Annotated in this window: 23 protein-coding genes; 6 read left to right on the forward strand and 17 right to left on the reverse strand. The window is 72.2% G+C overall.

Annotated elements, in window-relative coordinates; genetic code table 11:
* Positions 1 to 2: 2 nt before the first annotated feature.
* The 12 genes from JCO01S_RS06190 to JCO01S_RS06245 all read right to left on the reverse strand — a co-directional run bounded on the left by JCO01S_RS06190 (position 3) and on the right by JCO01S_RS06245 (position 15,050).
* Positions 3 to 242 (reverse strand): MoaD/ThiS family protein, encoded by a 240-nt coding sequence (locus tag JCO01S_RS06190; protein WP_068252387.1) that lies wholly within the window; start codon positions 240 to 242, stop codon positions 3 to 5.
* The gene (locus tag JCO01S_RS06195) at positions 242 to 1,111 is read right to left on the reverse strand and encodes an NTP transferase domain-containing protein (protein ID WP_068252388.1); all 870 of its coding nucleotides are present in this window, start codon (positions 1,109 to 1,111) and stop codon (positions 242 to 244) included. The genes JCO01S_RS06190 and JCO01S_RS06195 overlap by 1 nt, the downstream gene beginning before the upstream one ends.
* Positions 1,108 to 1,593: a cyclic pyranopterin monophosphate synthase MoaC gene (moaC, locus tag JCO01S_RS06200; RefSeq protein ID WP_068252392.1), complete on the reverse strand. Its 486-nt coding sequence runs from the start codon at positions 1,591 to 1,593 to the stop codon at positions 1,108 to 1,110. Before moaC ends, JCO01S_RS06195 begins: the two co-directional genes overlap by 4 nt.
* Positions 1,590 to 2,822, reverse strand: coding sequence for a molybdopterin molybdotransferase MoeA (locus JCO01S_RS06205; protein WP_068252395.1), 1,233 nt, complete (start codon positions 2,820 to 2,822; stop codon positions 1,590 to 1,592). Before JCO01S_RS06205 ends, moaC begins: the two co-directional genes overlap by 4 nt.
* A complete protein-coding gene (locus tag JCO01S_RS06210; RefSeq protein WP_068252398.1) occupies positions 2,819 to 4,006 on the reverse strand; it encodes a ThiF family adenylyltransferase in 1,188 nt (395 codons plus the stop codon). Before JCO01S_RS06210 ends, JCO01S_RS06205 begins: the two co-directional genes overlap by 4 nt.
* 22 nt (positions 4,007 to 4,028) lie before the next feature.
* The gene (gene narI / locus JCO01S_RS06215) at positions 4,029 to 4,778 is read right to left on the reverse strand and encodes a respiratory nitrate reductase subunit gamma (RefSeq protein WP_068252400.1); all 750 of its coding nucleotides are present in this window, start codon (positions 4,776 to 4,778) and stop codon (positions 4,029 to 4,031) included.
* Positions 4,775 to 5,539: a nitrate reductase molybdenum cofactor assembly chaperone gene (gene narJ / locus JCO01S_RS06220; protein WP_218002232.1), complete on the reverse strand. Its 765-nt coding sequence runs from the start codon at positions 5,537 to 5,539 to the stop codon at positions 4,775 to 4,777. The genes narI and narJ overlap by 4 nt, the downstream gene beginning before the upstream one ends.
* A complete protein-coding gene (gene narH, locus JCO01S_RS06225) occupies positions 5,536 to 7,218 on the reverse strand; it encodes a nitrate reductase subunit beta (RefSeq protein ID WP_068252406.1) in 1,683 nt (560 codons plus the stop codon). Before narH ends, narJ begins: the two co-directional genes overlap by 4 nt.
* Positions 7,218 to 10,958 carry a nitrate reductase subunit alpha gene (locus JCO01S_RS06230; RefSeq protein ID WP_068252409.1) on the reverse strand — a complete coding sequence of 1,247 codons (3,741 nt, stop codon included), beginning with the start codon at positions 10,956 to 10,958 and terminating at the stop codon, positions 7,218 to 7,220. Before JCO01S_RS06230 ends, narH begins: the two co-directional genes overlap by 1 nt.
* Positions 10,955 to 11,716: a helix-turn-helix transcriptional regulator gene (locus JCO01S_RS06235; RefSeq protein WP_084342694.1), complete on the reverse strand. Its 762-nt coding sequence runs from the start codon at positions 11,714 to 11,716 to the stop codon at positions 10,955 to 10,957. Before JCO01S_RS06235 ends, JCO01S_RS06230 begins: the two co-directional genes overlap by 4 nt.
* A 208-nt stretch (positions 11,717 to 11,924) precedes the next feature.
* Positions 11,925 to 12,878, reverse strand: a complete 954-nt coding sequence (locus JCO01S_RS06240) for an acyl-CoA thioesterase (protein WP_245634344.1) — start codon at positions 12,876 to 12,878, stop codon at positions 11,925 to 11,927.
* 39 nt (positions 12,879 to 12,917) lie between these two features.
* Positions 12,918 to 15,050: a RecQ family ATP-dependent DNA helicase gene (locus JCO01S_RS06245; RefSeq protein WP_068252415.1), complete on the reverse strand. Its 2,133-nt coding sequence runs from the start codon at positions 15,048 to 15,050 to the stop codon at positions 12,918 to 12,920.
* A gap of 88 nt (positions 15,051 to 15,138) precedes the next feature.
* On the opposite strand from JCO01S_RS06245, the gene JCO01S_RS06250 reads away from it, so the two are divergent.
* From JCO01S_RS06250 to JCO01S_RS06260, 3 genes are read left to right on the forward strand one after another with little or no spacing between them, the layout of a single operon-like run.
* The gene (locus JCO01S_RS06250; protein WP_068252419.1) at positions 15,139 to 15,606 is read left to right on the forward strand and encodes an acyl-CoA thioesterase; all 468 of its coding nucleotides are present in this window, start codon (positions 15,139 to 15,141) and stop codon (positions 15,604 to 15,606) included.
* Positions 15,603 to 16,232 (forward strand): DUF8185 domain-containing protein, encoded by a 630-nt coding sequence (locus tag JCO01S_RS06255; RefSeq protein WP_068252424.1) that lies wholly within the window; start codon positions 15,603 to 15,605, stop codon positions 16,230 to 16,232. Before JCO01S_RS06250 ends, JCO01S_RS06255 begins: the two co-directional genes overlap by 4 nt.
* Positions 16,233 to 16,252: 20 nt before the next feature.
* Positions 16,253 to 17,053, forward strand: coding sequence for an inositol monophosphatase family protein (locus JCO01S_RS06260; RefSeq protein ID WP_068252427.1), 801 nt, complete (start codon positions 16,253 to 16,255; stop codon positions 17,051 to 17,053).
* Between the two features lie 18 nt (positions 17,054 to 17,071).
* Here the strand turns inward: JCO01S_RS06260 and JCO01S_RS06265 are convergent, their stop codons facing one another.
* From JCO01S_RS06265 to pepN, 5 genes are all read right to left on the reverse strand, one after another.
* A complete protein-coding gene (locus tag JCO01S_RS06265; RefSeq protein ID WP_068252430.1) occupies positions 17,072 to 17,869 on the reverse strand; it encodes a glycerophosphodiester phosphodiesterase family protein in 798 nt (265 codons plus the stop codon).
* 141 nt (positions 17,870 to 18,010) lie between these two features.
* The gene (locus tag JCO01S_RS06270; protein ID WP_068252434.1) at positions 18,011 to 19,702 is read right to left on the reverse strand and encodes a glycoside hydrolase family 13 protein; all 1,692 of its coding nucleotides are present in this window, start codon (positions 19,700 to 19,702) and stop codon (positions 18,011 to 18,013) included.
* A complete protein-coding gene (locus tag JCO01S_RS06275) occupies positions 19,699 to 20,103 on the reverse strand; it encodes a globin (protein ID WP_068252437.1) in 405 nt (134 codons plus the stop codon). Before JCO01S_RS06275 ends, JCO01S_RS06270 begins: the two co-directional genes overlap by 4 nt.
* A gap of 12 nt (positions 20,104 to 20,115) precedes the next feature.
* On the reverse strand, positions 20,116 to 21,030 hold the full coding sequence (locus JCO01S_RS06280) for a mechanosensitive ion channel family protein (RefSeq protein WP_068252441.1): 915 nt from the start codon (positions 21,028 to 21,030) through the stop codon (positions 20,116 to 20,118).
* Complete coding sequence (pepN, locus tag JCO01S_RS06285; protein WP_068252444.1) at positions 21,030 to 23,585, reverse strand: aminopeptidase N; 2,556 nt, start codon at positions 23,583 to 23,585, stop codon at positions 21,030 to 21,032. The genes JCO01S_RS06280 and pepN overlap by 1 nt, the downstream gene beginning before the upstream one ends.
* 91 nt (positions 23,586 to 23,676) lie before the next feature.
* On the opposite strand from pepN, the gene JCO01S_RS06290 reads away from it, so the two are divergent.
* From JCO01S_RS06290 to JCO01S_RS06300, 3 genes are all read left to right on the forward strand, one after another.
* Positions 23,677 to 24,282 carry a mycothiol-dependent nitroreductase Rv2466c family protein gene (locus JCO01S_RS06290; protein WP_068252447.1) on the forward strand — a complete coding sequence of 202 codons (606 nt, stop codon included), beginning with the start codon at positions 23,677 to 23,679 and terminating at the stop codon, positions 24,280 to 24,282.
* A gap of 25 nt (positions 24,283 to 24,307) precedes the next feature.
* Positions 24,308 to 24,775, forward strand: coding sequence for a ribose-5-phosphate isomerase (locus JCO01S_RS06295; RefSeq protein WP_068252450.1), 468 nt, complete (start codon positions 24,308 to 24,310; stop codon positions 24,773 to 24,775).
* 118 nt (positions 24,776 to 24,893) lie between these two features.
* The gene (locus JCO01S_RS06300) at positions 24,894 to 25,976 is read left to right on the forward strand and encodes a PP2C family protein-serine/threonine phosphatase (protein WP_068252453.1); all 1,083 of its coding nucleotides are present in this window, start codon (positions 24,894 to 24,896) and stop codon (positions 25,974 to 25,976) included.
* Positions 25,977 to 25,978: the final 2 nt, after the last annotated feature.

Here is a 25,978-nt window from a genome sequence, read left to right on the forward strand (position 1 = left end):
ACTCACCCCCCGGCGAAGGGGGGCAGCACGTCGATCGTGTCGCCGTCCGCGACGGGCCGGTCCCGGGTGTCGACGTACCGGCCGTCGTGCAGCACCGAGCAGCGCTCGAGCACGTCGGTGAGCCGGTCCCCGTGGACGGAGCGGGCGGCATCGAGGACCGCCCCGATCGTGCTGCCCTGCAGCTCCTCCTCGTCCTTCCCGGCGGCCTCGGCCGCCGCAGCGAAGTACCTCACGTGGGCCATCAGTGATCGTCCTTTCGTGGTTGGTCCCGGGCCGTGGCGGCGATCGCCTGCCGCAACGACTCCTTGTCGATCGGGCGCCCCTGCTCCTCGAGGCGCCCGACGGCGACCCCGAGGATGTAGGCGCCCACGGGTGCCATGGGGCGTTCGAAGTCGTGGGCGACCTGCCGGGCCAGGGTCTGGATGCCCGGCACGTCGACCGACTCGGGGTCGATCCCCACCGCCTCGCTGGCGTCCTCGATCCAGTCCGCCCAGCGCTCCTGCGCGAGGCGTTCACTCCACCGGGCGTGGTCGCCCCACGTGTCGATGTCCGCGACGTCGTCGTCGCCGGCAGCCATGGTCACGAGCGTGGACTCGGCGAAGAGACTCCTCATGGAGCGGTCCCTGGGGTCCCCGAGGCGGGTCAACGCCGTGCGGAGGGAGTCGGTGCGGTGGATGCCGAAGAGCCACTGCGGGCTGCCGCCGGAGTCCTCGAGGCACCAGCCGTCGTGCTCCTCGCTCGCCACGTCCGGGGAGGACTGCGCGTGGGCCCAGGCGGCCACGAGCCGGCCGAGCGCGGGCACCGGGTCGGCCAGGTCGCAGGCGAGCAGCACCGTCCAGGGCGCGGGCCCGCCCACCCGGGCGAGCTCGTCCAGGCCCGCTGCGACTCCGGCGGCGGGTCCGCCGTACGGCGGGTCCTCGAGGGTCCGGTGCACGCCCTTCGGCACCTCGACGTCGCCGACGACGACGATCTCACGGGCGTCGGAGACCGCGACGAGCACGCCGTCGACGAGACGCCGGCCGGCCAGCTCGACGTCGGGCTTGCTGATCCCGCCGAGTCGCTGGCCAGCACCCCCGGCGAGGACCACGGCGTCGAAGTCGGGGATGCTCACGAGCCCTCCCGGCGCCAGGTGCCGCTGCGCCCACCGGTCTTCTCGAGCAGCTGCACGTCGGCGATGTGGGCCCAGCGGTCCTTCCCCTTGACCATGTCGATGACGGCCAGGGCCGCGACGGACACGCAGGTCAACGCCTCCATCTCCACCCCGGTCCGGTCGGCGGTGCGCACGGTGGCGGTGACGTCGACGCCGTCGTCGGTGATGTCCAGGTCCACGGTGGCCCCGTGCACACCGATGACGTGGGCGAGGGGCAGCAGCTCCGGGGTCTTCTTGGCGGCCTGGATGCCGGCGATGCGCGCGACGGCGAGCACGTCCCCCTTCGGCACGGCGTCGTCGCGCAGCAGCGCCACGACGTCGGGGGAGATGCGCACCCGCCCGGTGGCGGTGGCCGAGCGCACGGTCGGGACCTTCTCCGTGACGTCCACCATCCGGGCCTCGCCCCGTGGGTCCAGGTGGGTCAGTGCATGTTCCTCGGTCATCCGAGCCTCCTGATGGTCACGACGTCACCCGGCGCGACCTCGTCGACGTCCGCGGCCACGACGGCCAGCGCGTCGGCGCCGGCGAGCGAGGTGACCATGTGCGACGCGGACCCGCGGCGGTGTGCGGGAGTGGCCACGAGCCGACCGGACTCGTCGCTGTTGAGCCGGACCGGCAGGTACTGGCGCCGCCCGGAGGGGGAGCGCCACCCGGTCGCGGCGACGGCGGCGTCCGGCCCCGGTCGGAGCTGGCGCCCGAGCAGCCGGTCCAGCACCGGACGCCCGAAGACCTCGAAGGAGATCGCGGTGCTCATCGGGTTGCCGGGAAAGGCGAGCACGGGGGTGCGGCCGCGCCAACGGCCCCACCCCTGGGGCTTTCCCGGCTGCATCCGCACGTGACGGAAGACCCCCTCGCCGGACTCCTCGAGGGCGATCCGGGAGACGTCGAAGGCACCGACGCTGACCCCGCCGGTGAGGAGGACCAGGTCGCAGTCGGCAAGCTCGTCCAGGGCGGCGCCGAAGGTCGTGACGTCGTCCGCGACGGCCGCGACGTGGCGGGTGCTCACGCCCATGTCGATGAGGGAGGCGACGAGGTGGGTGCCGTTGGACTCGTAGATCTGGCCGCGCCGCAGCGTGCCCCCCGGGGCGACCAGCTCGTCGCCGGTCGTCACGACGGCCACGACCGGCCGGCGTCGCACGAGGACGCTCGGGGCCCCGGCGGCGGCGATCGCGCTCAGGTGACCGGGGGTCAGCGTCGTGCCGGCCGGGACCACGACGTCACCGGCGGCGAGGTCGCCCCCGGCGGCGCGCACGTGCCGGCCCGCGCCGGGCGCCTCCGTGATCGTCACGGTCTCGGCGCCGCCGTCGGTCAGCTCCACGGGCACGACCGTGTCGGCGTCGGAGGGCATGGGCGCGCCGGTCATGATCCGCACGCAGTCACCACCGGCGAGGACGGGGTCGCGGCGTGAGCCGGCCGGCACGTCGGCGACGACGCGGAGGGTGGCGGGCAGGGTCTGCACGTCGGCCTGCCGCACGGCGTAGCCGTCCATCGCGGAGTTGTCGAAGGCCGGGACGTCCCCGCTGCTGCTCACGTCGCGGGCGAGCACCCGGCCGAGCCCGTCCACGAGCGCCACCTCCTCGGTCCCGGGGAGGGCCCCCGAGCCGGCCAGCAGGTGCTCGAGGAGCTCATCGCGGTACTCCTCCACGTCCAGCACGGTGCGCCGCGTGCTCATGCGCTGCTCCTTGTCATCTCTTCGGGTGTCCGCGTCGGTCCCTCCCAGGCCAGCATCCCGCCCTCGAGGACGGCCAGGCGGGTGAAGCCCCGTGCCCGCAGCGCCGTCGCGGCCAGGCGGGCGCGGGCACCGGAGCGACAGACGAGCACCACGTCGCGGTCGGTCGGCAGGTCGGCGCTCGCGGCGGTGTCCGAGGTGAGCGTCGCGACGGGGATGTGGTCGGCGCCGGGGATGACGCCCGTGGCCACCTCCGCCGCGTCCCGCACGTCGAGGACGAAGGGGGCCTGCCCGCCACCGAGGCGGCCGGCCAGGTCGGCGGCGGAGACGGTCGGCGCGGGTTCCTGCGCCTCGGCGCCGCTGGCCGCTTCGCCGGTGTCCCGGACGGCCGTGGGGACGGCCCGGGGTCGTGCGGGGTCCCGCGGCCGGACCGGGATCTCGCGCTGGGTCGTGGCGAGCACGTCGATGAAGAGCAGCCGACCGAGCAGGGGGGTGCCGGTGCCGGTGATGAGCTTGATCGCCTCGGTGGCCATCATCGCCCCCACCTGGCCGACGAGCGGCCCGATGACGCCGGCATCGCCGCACGCGGGGACCGACCCCGGTGCCGGGGGCGTCGGGAAGAGGTCGCGCAGCACGGTCGCGGGCAGCCCCTCCGGGGCGGCGGACCAGAAGAGCGTGAGGTGGGCCTCGGTGCGGTACACCGCGGCCCACACGAGCGGGATGCCGAGCTCGGCGCAGGCATCGCCCACCGTGTAGCGGGTGTCGAAGTTGTCGCTCCCGTCGAGGACGATGTCGTGCCCGCCGAGCAGATCGCGCACGTTGCCCGGGTCGAGGTGCTCGCTGACGCCGACGACCTCGACGTCCGGGTTGAGCGCGCGCACTCGCTCCACGGCGCTGTCCACCTTCGGGCGGCCCACGTCCTCGGTGGCGTGGATGACCTGGCGCTGCAGGTTCGTCGTGTCCACGAGGTCGTCGTCGATGACGGTGATCCGGCCGACCCCGGCGGCGGCGAGGTAGAGCAGCGAGGGTGAGCCGAGCCCGCCGGCACCCACGACGGCCACCCGCGCAGCGAGGAGGCGGCGTTGGCCCCCTTCGCCGACCGTCGGCATGAGCAGGTGCCGGGAGTACCGGCTCACCTCGTCCGCGGTCAGGGGAGGGCCGGCTGGGACCAGCGGTGGAACTGTCATACCCACGAACCTAGTCCACTCCTCATCGGCGCTGCTTCAGCTCCGGCTTGTCCCAACCCCGCTGCGGTCCGCTGATGCCCGCGCCGCGGCGGTGGTCGTCGCGGCTGCGGTAGACGATGTAGGGCCGGGTCAGGTAGCCCACGGGTGCGGAGAAGACGTGCACGAGCCGGGTGAAGGGCCACATCGCGAAGAGGATCATCGCGGCGAGGGCGTGCAGCTTGAAGCCCAGCGGAGCCTCCGCCATGAGCTGCGCATCCGGCTGGAGCAGGAAGACCCCGCGCCACCAGGGTGAGACGCCCTCGCGGTAGTTGTAGTGCCCGCCGAACTCCAGCAGCGACCCGGCCACGGTGTTCCACATGCCGAAGACGATGACGGCCGCGAGGAAGACGTACATGACCTTGTCGTTGGTCGTCGTCACCGAGAAGACCGGGCCGTTGGTGCGTCGCCGGTAGATGAGGATGGCCAGCCCGACGAGGGCGGCGATGCCGGCCGGGATGCCGCCGGCGAGGGCGATGACGTGGTACACCTCGTCGCTGATGCCGAGGAAGTCGGTCCACAGCTTCGGGATGACCAGGCCGATGACGTGCCCGATGACGACGCCGAGGATGCCGAAGTGGAAGAGCGGGCTGCCGATCCGCAGCAGCCGGCTCTCGTACAGCTGGGAGGAGCGGGTGGTCCACCCGAACTTGTCGTAGCGGTAGCGCCAGATGTGGCCGATGACGAAGGTGGCCAGGGACAGGTACGGGACGATCACCCACAGGACGGTGCTCATCGCGGGACTCCTACGGGGATGTCGGGGCCGAGGTCGGCCCGGGTGGGCGAAGGGGAGGAGGCGCAGCCCTCACCGCTCGTGGGGGAGGACATGCGTTCGTCGAGCTCGGGGTCCACGGCGTAGGGAGAGGTGTCGATGCCGACGTCCTCCTGTGGCGGACCCTGTGCGATGAGCGCCGCCAGCGCCTGTTCGTCGTCCCCGTCGAGAGTGGGCAGGGTCGCCCGCAGCGCCTGCACGACCGGGAGCCACGGGGAGGAGCGGGAGAGAAGCGCCGCGTGGAGCAGCTCGATGCTGACCCGGTGGTCGTTGAGCAGCTTCCAGGCGGTGGCGGGGTCGGCGCTCGCGCCGAACTCGAGGAGCACGCACAGGTGGTCGGGCAGCTCGCCGTCGGTGTCGGACAGCTCGACCCCCGCCCGGCGGTAGGCCTGCCGGAACTCGACGAGGGCGGCCCCCCGCCGTCGGGTGTCGCCGTGCAGGGCGTAGGTCAGGTGCAGTGCGCACTTGCGGGTGTAGTCGAAGGTGTCGACGTACTCGGCCCGGAGCTCCTCCGGGTCCGCAGAGATCGCGTGCTCGACGAAGGTGGTGAGGGGGCCGCCCACGTGCTCCGGCAGCCCGGCGGCGGTCTCGCCCAGCAGCGGCAGCAACGAGAGGAGCCGCTCGTCGGGGTAGTCCAGGAGGAGGGAGACGGCCTGCCACGCGTCGGCCTGGGCCCGCTCGTCGAGGGCCGGCCGCTTCCTCCGGTGCCGTCGCCACGGCATCATCGGGAGTCCCCCGCCGTGTCCTCGGAGCGCCTCTCGGGGAAGAGCCCCTCGGGGGTTCCCTTGCCGTCCCAGTTGAGCAGGTTGACCCGACCGGCCTTGTCGCCCCCGCCGACGAGCTGGTCGGAGGTCTGGCGCTGCTGCAGCATGTGGAAGTTCTCCACGGCGACCGGCGTCATGGATGCCGTCCCGGACCCCTCGCCGAAGGGGCCGGAGGCCTCGTCGAGCTGGGTGTCGTACCCGGAGACGGCGCAGTCCGTCGCCAGCTCCTCCAGGGAGTGGGCCTGCTCGCCGTGGGCCGTGGGGATGACGTACCGCTCGTCGTACTTGGCCAGCGCGAGCAGCCGGTACATCTCGTACATCTCCTCCTCGCCCATGCCGACGGCGGCGGGGATCGACTCGTCCGGGTCGCGGCCGAGGTTGATGTCGCGCATGTAGGAGCGCATCGCTGCGAGCTTGCGCAGCACCGTGTCGACCGGCCCCACGTCGCCGGCCGTGAAGAGGTTGGCCAGGTACTCGACGGGGATGCGGAGGGTCTCGATCGCCGCGAAGAGGTTGTCGTGGCTCTCCCCGTCGAAGCCGGTGTCCTTGATGACGTCGACCACGGGGGACAGCGGCGGGATGTACCAGACCATCGGCATGGTCCGGTACTCCGGGTGCAGCGGCAGCGCCACCTTGTAGTCCATGATCAGCCGGCGTACCGGGGAGCGCTGGGCGGCCTCCACCCAGTCGCCGGGGATCCCGGCCCGCTCGGCCTCGCGCTGGACGTCCGGGTCGTAGGGGTCGAGGAAGACCTCGCGCTGGGACTCGTAGAGGTCGTGGTCGTCCTCGACCGAGGCGGCGTCGAGCACCTTGTCCGCGTCGTAGAGCATGATCCCGATGTAGCGCAGCCGCCCGACGCAGGTCTCGGCGCACACGGTCGGGATGCCCACCTCGATCCTCGGGTAGCAGAAGGTGCACTTCTCGGCCTTGCCCGTCTTGTGGTTGAAGTAGATCTTCTTGTACGGGCAGCCGGTGACGCACATCCGCCAGCCGCGGCACGTGTCCTGGTCGACGAGGACGATCCCGTCCTCGGAGCGCTTGTAGATCGCGCCGGAGGGGCAGGACGCCGCGCAGCTGGGGTTGAGGCAGTGCTCGCAGATGCGCGGCAGGTAGAACATGAAGGTCTGGTCGAACTCGAACTTCACCTTGTCCTCGATGCCCTTCAGCATCGGGTCCTTGGCGGCGTGCTCGCCGCTGCCGGCGAGGTCGTCGTCCCAGTTCGCCGACCAGGTGATGTTCGTCGGCTTGCCGGAGATGAGCGAGTACGGACGGCTGACCGGGAAGTACTTCTGCGTCGGCGCGTTGAGGACCGTCTCGTAGTCGTAGCTCCACGGCTCGTAGTAGTCCTGGATGCTCGGCATGAGCGGGTTGGAGAAGATGTTGAGCAGCTTCTTCAGCCGGCCGCCGGCCTTGAGCTTCAGCCGCCCGTTCGCGGTCCGGGTCCACCCGCCCTGCCACTTCTCCTGGTCCTCGTAGGAGCGCGGGTAGCCGAGCCCGGGTCGGGTCTCGACGTTGTTGAACCACACGTACTCCATGCCGGCGCGGTTGGTCCACGCCTGCTTGCAGGTCACCGAGCAGGTGTGGCACCCGATGCACTTGTCGAGGTTCATCACCATCGCCATCTGTGCCATGACGCGCATCAGTAGGTCACCTCCTGGTTCGAGCGCTTGCGGATGGTCGTCACTTCGTCGCGGTTGTTGCCGGTCGGCCCGATGTAGTTGAAGAAGTAGGACAGCTGGGCGTACCCGCCGATGAGGTGGCTGGGCTTCATGAGGATCCGGGTGAGGCTGTTGTGGATGCCGCCCCGCGTGCCGCTCGTCTCCGTCAGTGGCACGTCGATGAGCCGGTCCTGGGCGTGGTGCATGTAGACCGTGCCCTCGGGCATGCGGTGGCTGACGATCGCGCGGCACGCGACGACGCCGTTGCGGTTGACCGCCTCGATCCAGTCGTTGTCGCGGATGCCGGCCTTCGCGGCGTCCTTGTCGGAGAGCCAGATCGCCTGCCCGCCTCGGCTCAGGCTGAGCATGAAGAGGTTGTCCTGGTACTCGCTGTGGATGGACCACTTGTTGTGCGGCGTCAGGTAGCGCACCGCCACCGAGATCTCCTGCTGGTCCTCCCGCCGGGTGTCGCCGATCTCGCGCTCGCCGAAGAGCCGGGTCATGTTCAGCGGTGGTCGGTAGGTCGGCAGCTCCTCGCCCATCCCGAGGATCCAGTCGTGGTCGAGGTAGAACTGCTGACGCCCGGTGAGGGTGTGGAAGGGCTTGAGCCGTTCGATGTTCTGGGTGAAGGGGGCGTAGCGCCGACCGCCGGCCTCGCTGCCGGACCACTCCGGGGAGGTGATCACGGGGGTGGGGGCCTGCTGGGTGTCGGCGAAGCTGATCTTGCGCCCCTCCTGCTCCGCGGCCATGTCGCGCATCTCCTGGCCGGTCTGGCGTTCGAGGTCCCTGAAGCCCTCCGTCGCCAGGCGACCGTTGGAGGTGCCGGAGAGACGCAGGATGGCCTCGGCGACGTGGACGTCGGTCTCGAGCCGAGGCTGGCCCTTGGCCGGGCCGCGGGTGACGGCGCCGTTGGTGCGGCGCAGCTCCTCGACCTCCCGGGTCGGGTCGTACCTGACTCCCTTCGTCACCATGCCGAGGTCCTCGAGCAGCGGCCCGACGGCGGTCATCTTCGCGTGGATCGCGGGGTAGTCCCGCTCCACGACCGCCAGGACCGGCAGGGTCTTGCCGGGCACCGGCTCGACGTCACCGTCCTTCCAGTCCAGGACCCGGCCGTGCACGCTGGCCATGGCCTCGGCGGTGTCGTGCCAGAGCGGCTTGGCGACGACGTCGGTCCGCGTGCCCAGGTGGTCCTCGGCCATCTCGGAGAAGCGTGCCGCGATGATCTTCCAGGCGTCCCAGTCGTTCTTGGACTGCCACGGCGGCGCGATCGCCGGGTTGAACGAGTTGATGTACGGGTGCATGTCCGTGGTGTTGAGGTCGTACTTCTCGTACCACGTCGCCGCCGGCAGGACGACGTCGGAGAGGATCGTCGAGCTCGTCATCCGGAAGTCGATCGTCATGAGCAGGTCGAGCTTGCCCTCGGGGGCCTCCTCGGGCCACGCGACGTCCGTCGGTCGCATGTCCTCCGGCGCCTGGCTCGCCCGCACCGCGTTGTCCGTGCCGAGCAGGTGCTTGAGGAAGTACTCGTTGCCCTTCGCCGAGGACCCGAAGAGGTTGGAGCGCCAGAGGGAGAGCACCCGGGGGAAGTTGTCCGGGTCCTCGGGGGCCTCGACCGCGAAGGTGAGGCTGCCCTCCTTGAGCGACCGGGCGACGTAGTCACCCACGGTCATCCCGGCCTCGGACGCCTCGTCGGCGACGGCCAGCGAGCTGCGGTCGAACTGCGGGTAGGACGGTGCCCAGCCCAGCCGGACGGCCTGGGCGAAGAGGTCCATGGTCGTCTTCCCGGGGAAGGCGCCCGGCGAGCCGTTGATCTCCTCGGCGGTGAAGGTGTCGTAGCGGTACTGGCTGGTGTTCACGTACCAGTAGGACGTCTGGTTCATGTGGCGTGGCGGGCGCACCCAGTCCAGGGCGAAGGCCATCTGCTGGAAGCCCATCAGCGGGCGGACCTTCTCCTGGCCGACGTAGTGGGCCCAGCCGCCGCCGTTGCGCCCCTGGCACCCGGTGATCGTCGTGAGCACCATCATCGTGCGGTATGCCTGGTCGGCGTGGAACCAGTGGTTCACGCCCGCCCCCATGATGATCATCCCGCGACCCTCGGTGTCGATCGCGTTCTGCGCCCACTCGCGGGCGATCCGCACGATCTGCTGCGGCGGGACCCCGGCGATCTCGGCACCCCAGGCGGGGGTGGCCGGCACGCTCGGGTCGTGGTAGTCCCGCGGCCAGGTACCCGGCAGGCCCTCCCGGGCCACGCCGTAGTGCGCGAGCATCAGGTCCAGGACGGTGGTGACCAGCCGTCCGCCGACACGGCGCACCGGCACTCCGCGCCGCTCCCGGCCCAGCGCGCCCTCGACGTTGTCGAAGCGGGGGAAGGACACCTGCACCGACTCCGTGGCCTGCGGGTCGTCGTAGAGGGTCAGGCGGGGCCGCACGTCGCCGAGGTCGAGGTTCCAGCGGCCCTCCTCGGAGCCGAAGCGGTGACCGATCGAGCCACCCGGGATGACCACCTCGCCGGTTGCCTCGTCGATGACCGCCGGCTTCCACATCGCGTGCTCGGAGCCGGACTCCGGGTGCTCCAGGTCCCCGGCGACGACGAACTTGCCGGGGCGGTGGCCCCCTTCGTCGGTCTCGTCCAGGGCGACGAGGTACGGGGCATCGGTGAACCGCTGGTTGTACTCCGTGAAGAAGTCCACCTGCCGGTCGACGAAGTACTCCTTGAGCACGACGTGCGCCATGGCCATGGCCAGCGCCCCGTCGGTGCCGGGGGCCGAGCTGACCCACTCGTCGGCGAACTTGACGTTCTCGGCGTAGTCGGGGGAGATCGCGATGACCTTCTGCCCCCGGTAGCGGGCCTCGGTCATCCAGTGCGCGTCGGGGGTCCGCGTGAGCGGGACGTTGGAGCCCCACATCATGAGGTACCCGGCATCCCACCAGTCACCGGACTCGGGGACGTCGGTCTGGTCGCCGAACATCTCCGGGGAGGCCGGGGGCAGGTCGGCGTACCAGTCGTAGAAGGAGAGCATCGGGGCGCCGATGAGCTCGTGGTAGCGGGCGCCGGAGGCGTAGCTGACCTGCGACATGGCGGGGATGGGGGAGAAGCCGGCGATCCGGTCCGGGCCCCAGCGCTTGATCGTGTAGACGTGCGCGGCGGCGATCATCTCGATCGCCTCCTCCCACGAGGTCCGCACGAGACCGCCCTTGCCGCGGGCCTGCTTGTAGCTGCGGCTGGCCTCCTCGTCCTGGACGATCGCGCCCCACGCGACGACGGGGTCCCCGTAGGTGGCCTTGGCGCGGCGGTAGAGCTCGAGCAGCTGGGTGCGCGCGTAGGGGTAGCGCACCCGGGTGGGGGAGTAGGTGTACCAGGAGAAGGCGGCGCCTCGGGGGCACCCGCGCGGCTCGTACTCGGGGCGGTCGGCTCCGGTGCTCGGGTAGTCGGTCTGCTGCGCCTCCCAGGTGATGATCCCGTCCTTGACGTAGACCTTCCACGAGCAGGACCCGGTGCAGTTCACCCCGTGGGTGGAGCGGACCACCTTGTCGTGGCTCCACCGGTCGCGGTAGAAGACGTCTCCGGAGCGGCCCCCTTCGAGGAACATCGCCCGCTGGTCCGGGCTGACGCCGGCCTTGGTGAAGAACCGTCGGGTGCCCACCAGGGCCGAGGAGAGGGGGCCGTCCACCCCCGCGGACCGGGGCAGGCCGGAGTCCGGGCGTCCGCTCGTCGTGGTCATGTGCTTCCTCCTGGTGCGCTGGGATCGGCGGGCGTGGTCACGAGTGCCCGGCAGCGGTTCGGGCCGACGAAGGGCTCGAGCGTCATCCGCGCGTCCTCCTCGCCGAGCCGGTCGAGGGTGCCCCGCATGAGGCCGCGGTGGATGCCGCAGGCGACGTCCGGGTGGCTGCGGGCCAGCTCGATGAAGGGGCAGCCGACGAGGTCGATGCGCGCGGTGCGCCCGCCCTCCTCGGAGCCCACGTCCGGGTGGTAGCCCCACGCGCGCAGGACGTCGACGAGGGCCGTGACCACCGCCCACCACGGGACGGTGGTGTCGGTCGGTCCCTGCCCGGCCGCGTCGGCCGGAGCCTGCCGACGTGCCCACCGGGCACCGGCCTCCTCGGGGCGAAGGGGGCTGCCGTCCCCGTGGCGGGCGCCGAAGGACTCGGTCAGCAGCCGCGCGAGCAGCTCGTGGGGGCGCTCCGGTGCCTCCGGGGGGAGGGACCGGTAGCGCTTCGGGGGGCGGCCGGCGCCGGGCGTGGGCACCGACTGGCTCGCGATGAGCCCGCCCTCGAGGAGGCGGGTGAGGTGGAAGCGCACCGTGGTCACGTGCAGCCCGACGTGCACGGCGAGCTCGGCGGCGCTCAGGCCGTCGGCGCGGCGCTCCGGCGGCAGGTCGGCGAGGACGTCGACGAGCTCGCGGCGCACGGCAGAGCGGAGCAGTCCCTCGGGGGTGTCACCGGCGCCGGTGCCTCCCGGCGAGCCCGCCGCTGAGACCATCACGAGCCTGACGGTGCCAGATAAAGATGATGGTGGCGAGGGACTGCCGGGCGATCGTTACGCTCTCGATTTGGGCAACGACGAGGTGGCCGAATTCACCGGCACGTCGGCGATCCGGCGCCTGCAGCACTCCGCCGGACGGGATCGGGTGCCGGTGCCGAGCGGCGTGCGCGCCCGATCCGGACGGGAGATTTGGAGGAACCCCCGGTCAGCTCTCCTTGACCCGGATCATGCCCTCCTGGGTGATCGTCGTCGTCAGGGTCCCGTCCCGGGTGAAGACCCGCCCGATCCCGAGCCCGCGGCCGCCCTGCGCGGAGGGCGACTCCTGGGAGTAGAGCAGCCACTGCGAGGGGTCGACGGGGCGGTGGAACCACATCGAGTGGTCGAGGCTGGCCACGCGCAGGCTGGTGTCGGTCCAGACCCGGCCGTGCCGGCGCAGGACCGACTCCAGCAGCGTGTAGTCCGAGAGGTAGGCCATGACGCAGGCGCGGAGGAACGGGTCCTCGCCGACGTCGGAGACGACGCGGATCCACACGTTCTGCCGGGCCTCGTGGGGCCCGTCGATGCGCATGGCGATGTCACCCTCGACGTAGCGGTGGTCCACCGGGCGGGCGATCAGGTGCTGCGCGCGGGCGTTGTCGAACTGCCCGTACTTCGAGGCGAGCGAGGGCAGCTCCTCGGGGCCCGGGACGTCCGGCATCGGGTCGTGGTGGTCCAGCCCCCCGGCCGGGTCCTCGTAGGAGGCGGTGAGGGAGAGGATCGGTCGGTCGTTCTGCAGCGCGTGCACCCGTCGGGCGGAGAAGGAGCGCCCGTCGCGCATCCGCTCGACCGAGAAGCGGACCGGCTGGGTGTCGTCGCCGGGCCGCAGGAAGTAGGCGTGCAGCGAGTGCGGCAGCCGCTGCGGGAACTGCTCGCGCACCGTGAGGTTGGCCGCCATGAGGGACTGGGCCAGCACCTGCCCGCCGTAGATCCGGTGGTGCGGCTGCTCGAGGCTGTCGCCCTCGTAGACGTCGATCTCCTGGGCCCCGACACCGACGGAGGCCTCGTCGGACCCGCTGACGGTGATCCTGCCCGTGCCCATGTGCCGCAGCCGCAGGACCGCGAGCATGTCGGACAACGAGCGTGCCTGGCGCTCGGCGGCGGTGGTGGGATCAGGGCTCACGCGATCTCCTTGGTGACGGTCTGTCCGAAGACTATGCGATCACCCGTCGAGCCCGAGGACCAAGGGAAGCACCTCGCCCACGCCGGCCCGTCGCAGCGCCCGGCCGGCGACGGTGAGGGTCCAGCGGGAGTGCGCGACGTCGTCGAGGAGCAGCACCGGGCCGGTGACACCGGCCAGGGCGGCGCCGAGCTCCTGCCCGACGACCAGTCGCTCCCAGACACCCGCGAGCCGGTACGCGGAGTTGCCGCCCGGCTCGCCGATCGGCCCGCCGTCGACGAGGTCGAGGGCGCCGAGGACGGGGAGCCGGCCGATCTGCCCCAGCTGCTCGGCGAGCGAGGTGACCAGGGTCGGCCGGCTGCGTGAGGGCACGGTCACGATCCCCACCGGGCGGGTGGCCCAGCCCCACTCCGCGAGCACGCGCACGACGGCGCGCACGGTGGTCTCGGGCACCGGCTGGTCGGCCGCGAGCAGCTCACGCACGCGCGGCCCCCACCCCAGGTCGGTGACGCGGGCGAGGGCGCGTCCGGCCGAGAGTGCCTCGTCGGCGGGGATGCGCCCCTTGACGGGAACGCCGAGCCGGTCCATGCCGGAGGGCCACTGGGCCCGCGGGGTCAGGTCGACGCCCGCCCGGTCCAGGCTCGTGCGCGCCGAGCCCACGGCCTCGTCGGGCACCTCCGCCTCGATCCACGGCCCGGCGCAGTTGTCGCAGCGGCCGCACGGTGCGGCGCTCGGGTCGTCGAGGCACTCCTGCAGGAAGGCCATCCGGCACTGCCCGGTGGCGATGTAGTCGAGCATGTGCTGCTGCTCGGCCTCGCGGGCCGCGGCCACCCGCTCGTACCGCTCGGCGTCGTAGACCCACGGCTGCCCGGTGCTCGTCCACCCGCCCTTGACGCGCTGCACGGCGCCGTCGACGTCGAGGACCTTCAGCAGCAGCTCCAGCCGGGTCCGTCGGATGTCGACGATCGTCTCCAGGGCAGCGGTGGACAGGGCTCCACCGGACTCGGCGAGGGCGGTCAGGACGGCGCCGGCCTGGTCCTCGCGCGGCATCGACGCGGAGGCGAAGTGCTTCCAGATCGAGACGTCGTCGTGCCCCGGCAGCAGCACGACGTCGGCCCGCTCGGTGGCGCGACCGGCGCGGCCGACCTGCTGGTAGTAGGCGACGGGGGAGGAGGGCGCGCCCAGGTGGACGACGAAGCCCAGGTCGGGCTTGTCGAAGCCCATGCCCAGCGCGCTCGTCGCGACGAGCGCCTTGACCTCGTTGTCGCGCAGCGACTGCTCCATCGCGGCGCGCTCCTCCGTCCCGGACCGGCCGGTGTAGGCCGCCACCTCGTGGCCGGCCTGCTGCAGGGCGGCGGCCACGTCCTCGGCGGCCCCCACGGTCAGGGTGTAGACGATGCCGCTGCCCCGGAGCTGTCCCAGGTGGGTGGACAGCCAGGCGAGGTGGTGGTCCGTGCCGGCACGCGGGAGCACGGCCAGCCGGAGGCTGTCCCGCGCCAGGGGACCCCGGATGGTCAGCGCCCCGGCCTCGGTGCCGACCGCCAGCTGGTCGGCGACGTCGCGCACGACCCGCTCGTTGGCGGTCGCCGTCGTGGCCAGGACGGGGGTGCCCTCCGGCAGCTCTCCGAGCAGGTCCTTGATCCGGCGGTAGTCGGGGCGGAAGTCGTGGCCCCAGTCGCTGACGCAGTGCGCCTCGTCGACGACGAGGAGCCCGCAGCGCCGGGTCAGGTCCGGCAGCTGCTCGGCCCGGAAGCGTGGGTTGTTCAGCCGCTCTGGGCTCACGAGGAGGACGTCGACCTCGTCCGCGGCGAGCCGGGCGCGCACCTCGTCCCACTCCTGGGCGTTCGAGGAGTTCATCGACACGGCGCGCACGCCCGCCCGCTCCGCGGCGGCGATCTGGTCGCGCATCAGCGCGAGCAGCGGGGAGACGATCAGGGCGGGGCCGGCCCCCTTCGCCCGCTGCAACCGGGAGGCGACGAAGTAGACCGCCGACTTGCCCCACCCCGTCCGTTGGACCACGAGGACCCGGCGGCCACCGTCGACGAGGGCGTCGATCGCCTCGAGCTGACCGTCCCGGAAGGTGGCGTCCTCGCGCCCGACGAGCCGGCGCAGCACCGCGGTCGCGTCCTCGGCCAGGGTCGTGGTGGGCGAGGACGTGGGAGTGGATGAGGTCATCCCGCAACGGTAGGCGAGGGCACCGACCTCGCACTCCCGGCGGGGAGACCCTGGGGACGGTGGGGATGGCCTCTGCGAGGATGTGGACATGGTCCAGCCGAACGTCGCCCACCACCCCTTCGGCGTCGAGGTCCCGATGCGCTGGGGCGACATGGACGCCTTCGGTCACGTGAACAACGTCGCCTTCCACCGGTACCTCGAGGAAGCGCGGATCCTGGCCTTCGCCGAGTGGTTCGAGGGGTGGACCGGTGGTGCCCAGGACCGGCCGGTCGTGCTGCTCGCCCGGCAGGAGGTCGAGTACCTCGCCCAGCTGCACTACGGCCCGAGGCCCGTGTTCATCGAGATGTGGGTCAGCGACGTCGGCGGGGCCAGCTGGGACCTCGGCTACGAGATGCGCTCGGGTCCCGACCCGGAGGAGACGCTCTACCTGCGGGCCGAGTCCACGATCGTCGCCTTCGACGTCGAGCGCCAGAGCCCCCGGTCGCTCACCGACCACGAGCGCACGGTGCTCGGTCGGTACACCGGTGAGCCGGTGGCGATGAGGCGGCGCCGGTGACCACCTTCCGGCTGCCCGACGACGCCAGCGCCGGCGACCTGCGGACCTATCTCGCCAGGGCCCGCAAGGCCGACCCCGACGGTGACGTGCGGCTGCAGGCCGTGGGCCCGGTCCTCGCCGCCTGGACCTGCGTCGTGCCGGGCCGGGGCATCAGCAGCTCCGGTCTCGTCCTCGGCCTGCGGACCTTCGCCCTCGCCGAGCACCTCACCCACGACGTCACCGTGCCGGTCAAGGCGGTGAGCGACCGGTTGGCCCGTGGCGGCCGCGAGATCCCCGAGCCCCCGGTCACCTCGGACCCCACGTGGCGGGCGCTCTCCCCGCCGCGCTCGGGCTGGGAGCGGGTCGGGGGACTGCCTGCCGAGGACCTGCGCCAGGTCGCGCTCGCCGGCATCGCCGAGGTGACCCGCGGAGCGCCCGAGGGGTCCGGCTCGGCGGCGGTCGCCGATCTGCGCTCGCGGATCTGGGGACGTCCCACCGACACCGTCCCACCGGTGCCCGCCGGGGGCGCCTACGGCCTGCACGTTCTCGGCTTCCTCGGTGGCGGGGCAGCGGACGAGGTCGAGGTGCACGCCGTCGGGCCCTGGACCCGGCTGAGCACCCCACGCGGCTTCGTCGTCTGCCGCTGAGCCCGACCTAGGGTGGGGCCATGCAGCACTCCACCGTGCCCGGGACCGAGGACATCCCCGAGGGGATCTCCGACGCCGACCTCGCGGCGGAGCTGACCCGCCGCGCCGCCGAGCTCGCGCAGCGCATGCGCGAGGAGGGGGTGCGGGGCCGGCGCAAGACCTCGGTCTCCGACGTCGTGACCGAGGCCGACCACGCCGCCGAGGAGCTCGTCGCCGGCACCCTCGCCCGGCTGCGTCCGCAGGACGGGATCGTCGGCGAGGAGGGGGCGGCGCGCCCTTCGTCCTCCGGGCGCACGTGGGTCATCGACCCCGTGGACGGCACCTACAACTTCCTCGCCGGGCTGGACACCTGGTGCAGCGCCCTCGCCCTGCGCGGGGGCGATGAGCTGCTCCTCGGGTCGGTGCACCGGCCGGCCTCCGGGGAGGCCTGGCGCGGCGGTCGGGAGCTGCCGACCACGCTCGGCGGCCGGCCCCTCGGGGAGCTGGCCGACCTGCCACTGGCCGAGGTCGCGATGGCGACCTACCTGCACCCGGGCGTGCTCGACCGGGAGGACCTGCGCGAGCCGTGGCTGGCCGCGATCTCCGGCGCGGCGACGGTGCGGATGTTCGGGTCCGGGTCCTGCGACCTCGGGGCCGTCGCGACCGGCCGGGTCGGTGTGTGGGCCCAGCAGTCCGTCCCCGACTGGGACTGGCTCCCCGGCGCCGCCCTCGTGCAGGGGGTCGGAGGTCGCACCGAGCAGGTGCGCGTGCGGGGGACGGTGTGGAGCGTCGCCGGTCGGCCGACCGCCGTCGAGGAGGTTCTCACGGCGCTACGGCGCTGAGTCCACCTCCACTCTGGGTCAGGGGCGAAGGGGGTGGCCCCGCTCCGCGAGCACGTCCCGGAGGGTGTCGATCCGGTCGCTGACGATCCCGTCGACCCCGAGGTCGAAGAGGCGGTTCATCTCGGCGGCGTCGTCGATGGTCCACACGTGCACGTGCTTGCCCAGTCGGTGGGCGGTCTCGAGCAGTCGGCGCGTCACGAGGGTCACCGTCACCGGCCCGACCGGGTGCGTGACGGGGATCTGCAGCGCCTGGGCGGGGGAGCGCAGCAGCCGGGAGATCGTCGCGGGCAGCAGCCGCAGCGAGGCGACACCGGCCGGCCCGGCGGAGGTCGCCAGGTGCGGGCCGAGGGCCTTGCGCACCGCGCGCAGCCGGGTGTCGCTGAAGGAGCCGACGCAGACCCGTTCCAGCGCACCGTGGCGGCGGACGGCCGCGACGAGCGGCTCGACGGCGCCGGGCGCCTTGACGTCGATGTTGAAGCGGACGTCGGGGAAAGTCTCGAAGAGCTCGTCCATGAGCGGCACGCCCTCGCTGCCACCGATGCGCGCCTCGGCCACCCGGGCCCACGGCAGGTCCGCGATCGCGCCCTGCGCGTCCGTCACCCGGTCGAGGACCTCGTCGTGGAAGGCGACCAGGCGCCCGTCCGCCGTCGCGTGCACGTCGGTCTCGAGGTACCGGTAACCCATGTCGACCGCCCGCCGGAAGGCCGCGACGGTGTTCTCCCGCCCGACGTTCGGCGCGTATGTCGACCCGCCCCGGTGGGCCAGGCCTACGGGCCTCGTGTCGGCGAAGTAGGGGAAGTCCGCGGCGGCTCTCACGTGCTCACCGTACGCGCGTGCGCGTGCTCGCCGCAGGAACGCGTCGATCCAGTGGGCCGCTGCGGCAGGCACCGTGACGCGAAGGAGTGGGCCCCCGGGCCGCCGCCCGGGAACGGAGCAGCAGGGGCACCGTCGCGGTGATCAGATCTCCGCCCAGACGCAGGTGTCGGTGGGCAGCCCACCTTCGACGAGCTCATCGGAGGCGACGAGCACCCTTGTGCCCGCGGGCAGCTCGATCGACTCGGGGGAGAGGTTGGCGACCACCAGCGTCCGGGTCCCGTCGGGAGCGGTGGCGAGGTAGGCGAGCACCTCATCGCCGAGGCCTTCGACCTCGGCGAGCCCGGCGCGTCCCAGGTCCCGCTCCCGGCGCAGCGCCAGCAGCTGCCGGTAGAGCTCGAGCGTGGAGCCGGGGACGCCGTCCTGCTGGTCCACCGCGAGGTCGGCGTAGGAGTCCGGCTGCGGCAGCCACGCGGCGCCGGTGTCGTTGAAGCCGAGGGCGGGAGCCCCCTTCGTCCACGGCATCGGCACGCGGCAGCCGTCCCGTCCCTTCTCCGCCCCGCGGGTGCGGGTGAAGGTGGGGTCCGCCCGTGCCTCGTCGGGCAGGGTGGTGTGCTCGGGCAGTCCGAGCTCCTCCCCCTGGTAGACGTAGGCGCCACCGGGGAGTCCGAGCATGAGGGTCGTGGCGGCACGCGCGCGGCGCAGCCCGAGTGCGGCGTCCGGCTGCAGGTCCTCCGGCCCGATGCCGTTCGGGGGCTCCTCGTCCTGCGGCAGACCGAGACGGCTGGCGTGGCGCAGCACGTCGTGGTTGCTCAGGACCCACGTCGTCGGGGCGCCGACGGCGTCGCTCGCGGCGAGCGATCCGGCGATGACATCGCGCATCGGCTCTGCGAGCCACGGGGTGTCGAGGAACTCGAAGTTGAAGGCCTGGTGGAACTCGTCCTCGCGCACGTAGCGCGCGGCCCGGTCGGCCGGGCTCACCCACGCCTCGGCACACATGATCCGCTCGGGGGAGTACTCCTGCAGCAGCTCCCGCCAGTCGCGGTAGATCTCGTGCACGCCGTCCTGGTCCCAGAAGGGGGCATCGGAGGTCACCTCGAGCAGTCCACCCGGGGGAGTGCCGAAGGGCGGGAAGGTCGGGTCCTTGACGAGCCCGTGGGCGACGTCGACGCGGAAGCCGTCCACGCCACGGTCGAGCCAGAAGCGCAGCGTCGACCGGAAGTCCGCCCGCACGTCGCAGTTCTGCCAGTTCAGGTCCGGCTGGCTGGGGTCGAAGAGGTGCAGGTACCACTGGCCGGGGCGGCCGTCGGGCTCGGTGACCCGGGTCCACGCCGCGCCCCCGAAGTTGCTCTGCCAGTTGGTCGGCGGCTCCGAACCGTCCTCGCCGAGGCCGTCGCGGAAGTGGTACCGGTCCCGCTCCGGGCTGCCCGGCCCGGCGGTGAGCGCCTCGCCGAACCACGGGTGCTCGGAGGAGGTGTGGTTGGGCACGAGGTCGACGATGATCCGCAGGCCGAGCTCGTGGGCGCGGGCGATGAGGGCGTCGGCGTCCGTCAGGCTCCCGAAGAGCGGGTCGACGTCCCGGTGGTCCGCGACGTCGTACCCGGCGTCCCGCTGCGGGGAGGTGTAGAAGGGGGAGAGCCACACCGCGTCGACGCCCAGCGCGGCCAGGTGCGCCAGGCGGGAGGCGATGCCCCGCAGGTCCCCGATCCCGTCCCCGTCGGCGTCGGCCCACGAGCGTGGGTAGACCTGGTAGATGACGGCGTCGCGCCACCAGGGGTCACCGGCGGACCCGGGCGCGTGCAGCTCGCGGGTGGCGAAGGGGGTCGCACCGGTCACAGGGGGTTGCCCTCCTCGTCGGCGTTGATGAGCATGTCCGCCGCGCGTGTGAAGTAGTCACGCATGGCCGCGTCGTGGGCCTCCGGCAGGTCGAGGGAGTCCATCGCGGCGAGCATGTGCCGCATCCACCGGTCCCGTTGGTCGGGGGTCACGGCGTAGTGCACGTGCCGCATCCGCAGCCGCGGGTGGCCCCGCTGCTGGCTGTAGGTGTTCGGGCCGCCGAAGTACTGCTCGAGGAACATCCGCAGCCGCCCCTCGGCGGGACCGAGGTCCTCCTCCGGGTACAGGGCGCGCAGCGTCGGGTCCTGCGCCACGCCCTCGTAGAACTTGTGGACGAGGGCCTCGAAGGTCTCGTGGCCCCCGACCTGGTCGTAGAAGCTGTCACCGGGTTGTGCCGTCACGGCACCACCATCTCAGATCTCGTGCTCGCCCCCGGTCAGCGGGATGGGCGGTCCGGCGACGCCCTCGCGGTCGAAGGCCTCCTTGACCCGGCGGCGGATCTCCCGCTGGATGCCCCAGTTCTCATTGGGCGCGCACGTGGCGAAGACCCGCACCGTGACCGTGCCCCCGGTGATCGACTCGACGCCGAGCACGCTGGGTGCCTCACGGAGCACGGTGTGCCACTGCGGGTCCCGGTCCATGTGCTCGACCTGCTCGCGGATGATCCCGATGACGCGGGCGGTGTCCTCCCGGTAGGAGAAGGGCAGGTCGACCATGACCGTGGACCACCCCTGCGAGCGGTTGCCGACGCGCAGGATCTCGCCGTTGCGCACGTACCAGACGACGCCGTCCAGGTCCCGCAGCCGGGTGACCCGCAGGGTGACCTCCTCGACGGTGCCGACGGCCTCGCCGGCGTCGATGTAGTCCCCGACGCCGTACTGGTCCTCGAGGATCATGAAGACGCCGGAGAGGTAGTCCCGCACGAGGGACTGCGCGCCGAAACCGAGTGCGACGCCACCGACACCGGCCGAGGCGAGCAGCGGGGCGAGTGGGATGTCCAGCAACGAGAGCACGGTGAGCACCGTGAGGATGATGATGACGAAGGTCGCGATGCTGCGCAGCAGCGATCCGGTCGTCCTCATCCGCTGCCGGTAGCGCTCGCCGGCAGCCACGCCGCGGTCGCGCCCGTGGTGGTCCCGTCGGGCACGCGTGGCCTCGCGTCGGGCGAGCGCCTGGTCCACCGCGCCGGAGATGGCGCGGTGGACCAGGTAGCGCGCGACCCAGGCGAGGACCACCGTCAGGAGGATCCGCAGCGGTGCTCCGAGCAGGAAGTCCGCTGCGGCGGCCCACGTGAGGTCGATGGCCATCAGGTGGTGCACGAAGTTCATCACCCCGAGTGTGCGTCCCGCTCCTGAGCAGCAACTGCACGGGCGACGGTGTCACGGCTCTCCGCGACGAGGCGCCGCAGGCCTGCGGGCGCCTGCGGGTGCTCCTCGAGCCAGGCCCGCGTCGCCGCGAACAGCACCGGGCCCGCCAGCGCCATCGGGTAGAAGCCCAGGACGATGCCCTCCGCGATGGCGTGGGTCCTCTCGGCCCAGACCTGCTCGATGACCTCGTGGTAGCGCGGGACGAAGGGGGCCAGCAGTGCCGGGTCGTTGGCCCGGCCGAAACCGAGCGCGTAGGCGTCGACGACCGAGTTCGGGGTGTCGGTGGCGACCACGCCGGAGGCCCAGGCCTCCTCCTTGGCCGCCGCCGTCGGGATGCTCGCGACCGCGCGGGCGGCGCGCTCCCGCCCGGTGGCAGTGTTGTCCCCCTTCGCCTCCGCCGCAACGGCATCGGCGTCGGCCGAGCCGGTGGCGGTGAGGGCGGTGAGCAGCGTCCACCGCATGTCGGCGTCGACGGCGAGGCCCTCCAGGGTGCGGCTGCCGTCGTAGAGCGCGGCGACGAGCGAGGTGTCGTCACCGGGGGCGAGCATGCCCGCGTGGGCGGTGACCAGCTGCAGCTGGGCGTCGCTGCCCGGGGCGGCCCGTTCGGCGAGCTCGCCGAGGAGGCTGACGACACGGGAGCGCAGCGCCTCGCGGTGCTCCGGTGCCGAGTAGGTGCCCACCGACGTCGCCAGCTGGGCCAGCAGCGTGCGCAGCAGCGTGGAGTCCTCGAGTCCGTCCAGGACCGGCAGGACCAGCTCGACGTACTCGCTGGCGGCCATCTCCCCGTCGCGGGTCATGTCCCAGGCGGAGGCCAGGGCGAGGGATCGGGGCAGGGAGTCCTCGAAGGCGGTGGGGTGGGCCAGCAGGGTGGACAGCGACCGGTCGTCCAGACGCAGCTTGGCGTAGGTGAGGTCCTCGTCGTTGACGAGCAGCAGCGCGGGCTGCTCGTGCCCCACGAGGTCGCCGACCGGCGTGCGCTCGCCGTCGACGTCCAGCTCCACCCGGTGGGTCCGGGTCAGCCGGCCGTCGACCAGGTCGTAGCAGCCCACGGCGAGGCGGTGCGGGCGCAGCGTCGGGTGCTCCTCGGTGGCGGTCTGCTCGATGACGACGTCGACGATCCGGCCGCGGTCGTCGACGTCGACGTGGGTGCGGAGGGTGTTGACCCCGGCGGTCTCCAGCCACTGCGACGACCAGGAGCGCAGGTCCCGGCCGGAGGTGGCCTCGAGCTCGTCGAGCAGGTCATCGAGGGTGGTGTTGCCCCAGGCGTGCTTGCGGAAGTAGGCGCGGATGCCGTCGCGGAAGGACTCCCGCCCGACGTAGGCGACGAGCTGCTTGAGGACGGAGGCGCCCTTCGCGTAGGTGATCCCGTCGAAGTTGACCTCGACGTCGTCGAGGTCCCGGATCGGGGCGACGATCGGGTGGGTCGTCGAGAGCTGGTCCTGGCGGTAGGCCCAGGCCTTCTCGTGGGTCGCGAAGGTGGTCCAGGCATCGGACCACTGCGTGGCCTCGGCCTGGCAGGTGGTGGAGGCCCACTCGGCGAAGGACTCGTTGAGCCACAGGTCGTTCCACCACTTCATCGTCACGAGGTTGCCGAACCACATGTGGGCCAGCTCGTGCAGCACGGTGAGGGCACGCCGCTCGACCAGGGCGTCGGGGACCTTGGAGCGGAAGACGTACATCTCGTGGAAGGTCACGCACCCGGCGTTCTCCATCGCGCCCATGTTGTACTCCGGCGTGAACACCTGGTCGTACTTGGTGAAGGGGTAGGCGCGGTCGAACTGCTCCTCGTAGAAGGCGAACCCGGCCTTCGTGAGGGCGAAGAGGTTGTCGGCGTCGAGGTACTGCCGCAGTGACCGGCGGCAGAAGATCCCGAGCGGGACCTCCTTGTCACGCGAGGTCAGCGAGTCCCGGACGACGTCGTAGGGGCCGGCGACCAGGGCGGTGATGTAGCTGCTGATCCGCTCCGTCGGCGCGAACGCCCACGTGGCCACGCCGTCCCGGCCGGGAACCGGCGTCGGCTCCGGGGTGGGGGAGTTGGCGATGACCTGCCAGTGGGCGGGGGCGGTCACGGTGAGGGTGAAGCTCGCCTTGAGGTCCGGCTGCTCGAAGACCGGGTACATCCGGCGGCTGTCCGGCACCTCGAACTGGGTGTAGAGGTAGACCTCGTCATCGACCGGGTCGACGAAGCGGTGCAGTCCCTCACCGGTGTTCATGTACGTCCCCGTCGCCCGGATGGTGACGACGTTGTCCTCGGCGAGGCCCTCGAGCCGGATGCGGTGGTCCGCGAAGACCTCCGCCGGGTCCAGGGCCGTGCCGTTGAGCTCGACCTCCTCCACGGACTCACCGATGAAGTCCACGAAGGTGGTGGCGCCCCCCTTCGCCGTGAAGCGGATGGTGCTGGTCGTCGCGAAGGTCGACTCCGAGGTCGTCAGGTCGAGGGTGATCGCGTGGCTGTCCACGTCGACGAGGGCGGCGCGGTCGGCGGCCTCCTCGCGGGTCAGGTTCTTCCCGGGCACGGGCGGGCTCCTTCGGGTCGGGGATGCTGCTCATGCTGCCACGCCGTGGCCGGGAGCACCGACCGCGCGGCTGCGTGCGACGATTGGGCTCATGAGTGCGCAATCCGTGGAGATGTGGTTCGACCCGCTGTGCCCGTGGGCGTGGATGACCTCGCGCTGGCTGATGGAGGTCGAGCAGGTCCGCGACATCGACGTCACCTGGTCGCAGATGAGCCTGTCGGTCCTCAACGAGGGACGGGACCTGGACGAGGGCTACGCCGAGCTGATGACGCGGGGCTGGACGCCCGTGCGGGTCATCGCCGCCGCGCGGAAGGCCCACGGCGACACGGTTACCAAGCCGCTCTACGACGCCATCGGCCGCCAGATCCACCTGGAGGAGCAGAAGGACTTCCGTCTGGCCTGCACCGAGGCCCTCGCCGAGGTCGGTCTGCCGGCCGATCTCATCGGGGCCGCGGACACCGACGAGCACGACGACTTCCTGCGGCAGAGCCACGCGCGTGCCATCGACCTCGTCGGCGACGACGTGGGCACCCCGGTGATCTCCGTGGGTGACGTCGCCTTCTTCGGCCCCGTTGTCTCCCCGGCACCGAAGGGGGAGGAGGCCGGCCGCCTCTTCGACGGCTGCGTCCTCGTCGCCGGCACCGACGGCTTCTTCGAGATCAAGCGCAGCCGCACCCGCGGCCCCATCTTCGACTGACCCCCACACACACCAGGAGACTGCCGTGCGCGTCCACATCGGTGGCGACCACGCCGCCTTCGAGCTGCACCAGGAGCTGCTCACCTTCCTCGAGGCCGAGGGCCACGAGGTCACCGACCACGGCCCCTTCGAGCTGGACCCCGTCGATGACTACCCGGTCTTCGTGCTGCGTGCCGCGGAGGCCGTGGCCGCCGACCCCGGCAGCCGCGGCATCGTCCTCGGGGGATCCGGCAACGGCGAGCAGATGGCCGCGAACAAGGTCGCCGGCATCCGGGCGGCGCTGTGCTGCAACACCGAGCTGGCACGGTTGGCCCGCGAGCACAACGACGCGCAGATCATCTCGCTCGGGGGCCGGATGCAGCCGGTCGCCGAGGCCAAGGAGATGGTCCGGGTCTTCCTCGGGACCGACTTCACCGGCGAGGAGCGACACCAGCGGCGGATCGACATGGTGAGCGGCTACGAGGCCGACGGGAGCCTGCCCCCGCTGCCCTGAGCGACCGCCCCGGATGTTTCCGAACGGTCACAAGCCCTTCCCCGCAGCCGAATTCGGTCTTATGGTGCCTCTGAGCCGCTCACCGGAGCGGGACGCCACAGCTTGGGGAGCCATTCACGTGTCCGCGATCCTTCCTGGTAGGGCCCCGGCGCTGGGGCACCGCCCGATCCGGATCCGGCGGACCGTCTCCATCGAGGGGACCGCGCTGCTGCTCATCCTCTTCACCGGGGTGGTCGGGGTCGCGGTCGGCCACTACGTCTGGCCCGAGCACCTCCCGCTCGCGGGCCTGCTGCCGGCCTGCCTGCTGGCGACGACGCTGTGCCACATCGGTCAGGCACGGCTCATCCTCGTCACCGCCGTCGCTGCCGCCGGCTGGATGGTGCTCGTCTCCGGCGAGGGCCTCACCCGGTACGTGCCCCTGCTCATCTCGATCGCGCTGCTCTACGGGGTGGCCGTCTCCCGGGCCCACCACGGCGCGGCCACCTTCGCCGGGGACCGGATGCTCGGCGACCTGCGCTCCCGGCTGCACGCGATGGGGGCCATCCCGCCGCTGCCCGCCGGGTACCACGCGGAGCGCTCGATCGCGACGGCCCACGGCAGCGCCTTCGCCGGCGACTTCCTCATCATGGCCCAGCGCGAGGCCGGTGAGGTGGAGCTCGTGCTCGCCGACGTCAGCGGCAAGGGCCAGGAGGCCGGGACCCGCGCGCTCATGCTCGCCGGCGCCCTCGGCGGCGTCCTCGGCTCGGCGCAGCCGCAGCGGGTACTGCCCATGGCGAACGAGTTCCTCGACCGGGCCAGCTGGAAGGAGGGCTTCGCTACCGCGGTGCACGTGCGGATCGACTTCACGACCGGTGCCACGACGATCGCCTCGGCGGGCCACCCCCCGGCCCTGCACTACGACGCCGGATCCGGTCGCTGGTCGCGGGTCGACGCCGATTGTGGCCCCGCCCTGGGGATCCTCGGCCACGCGGAGTACCCGCAGGTGGAGACCGTCCTGGGCCGTGGCGACGCGCTGCTGGTCTACACCGACGGTGTCATCGAGTCCCGCTCCCGCTGCCTCGACGACGGCATCGACTGGGTGCTCGGCGAGGCAGAGTCCCGTCTGCCGCAGGGGCTCTCTGGACTGGCCGACGTGCTCGTGCAGGAGGGGCGCGCCGGGGTCTCGGACGACCGCGCGGCCGTGGTGATCTGGCGCGACTGACC

Origin of the sequence: Janibacter corallicola NBRC 107790 (assembly GCF_001570965.1) — a bacterium.
GTDB classification, from domain to species: domain Bacteria; phylum Actinomycetota; class Actinomycetes; order Actinomycetales; family Dermatophilaceae; genus Janibacter; species Janibacter corallicola.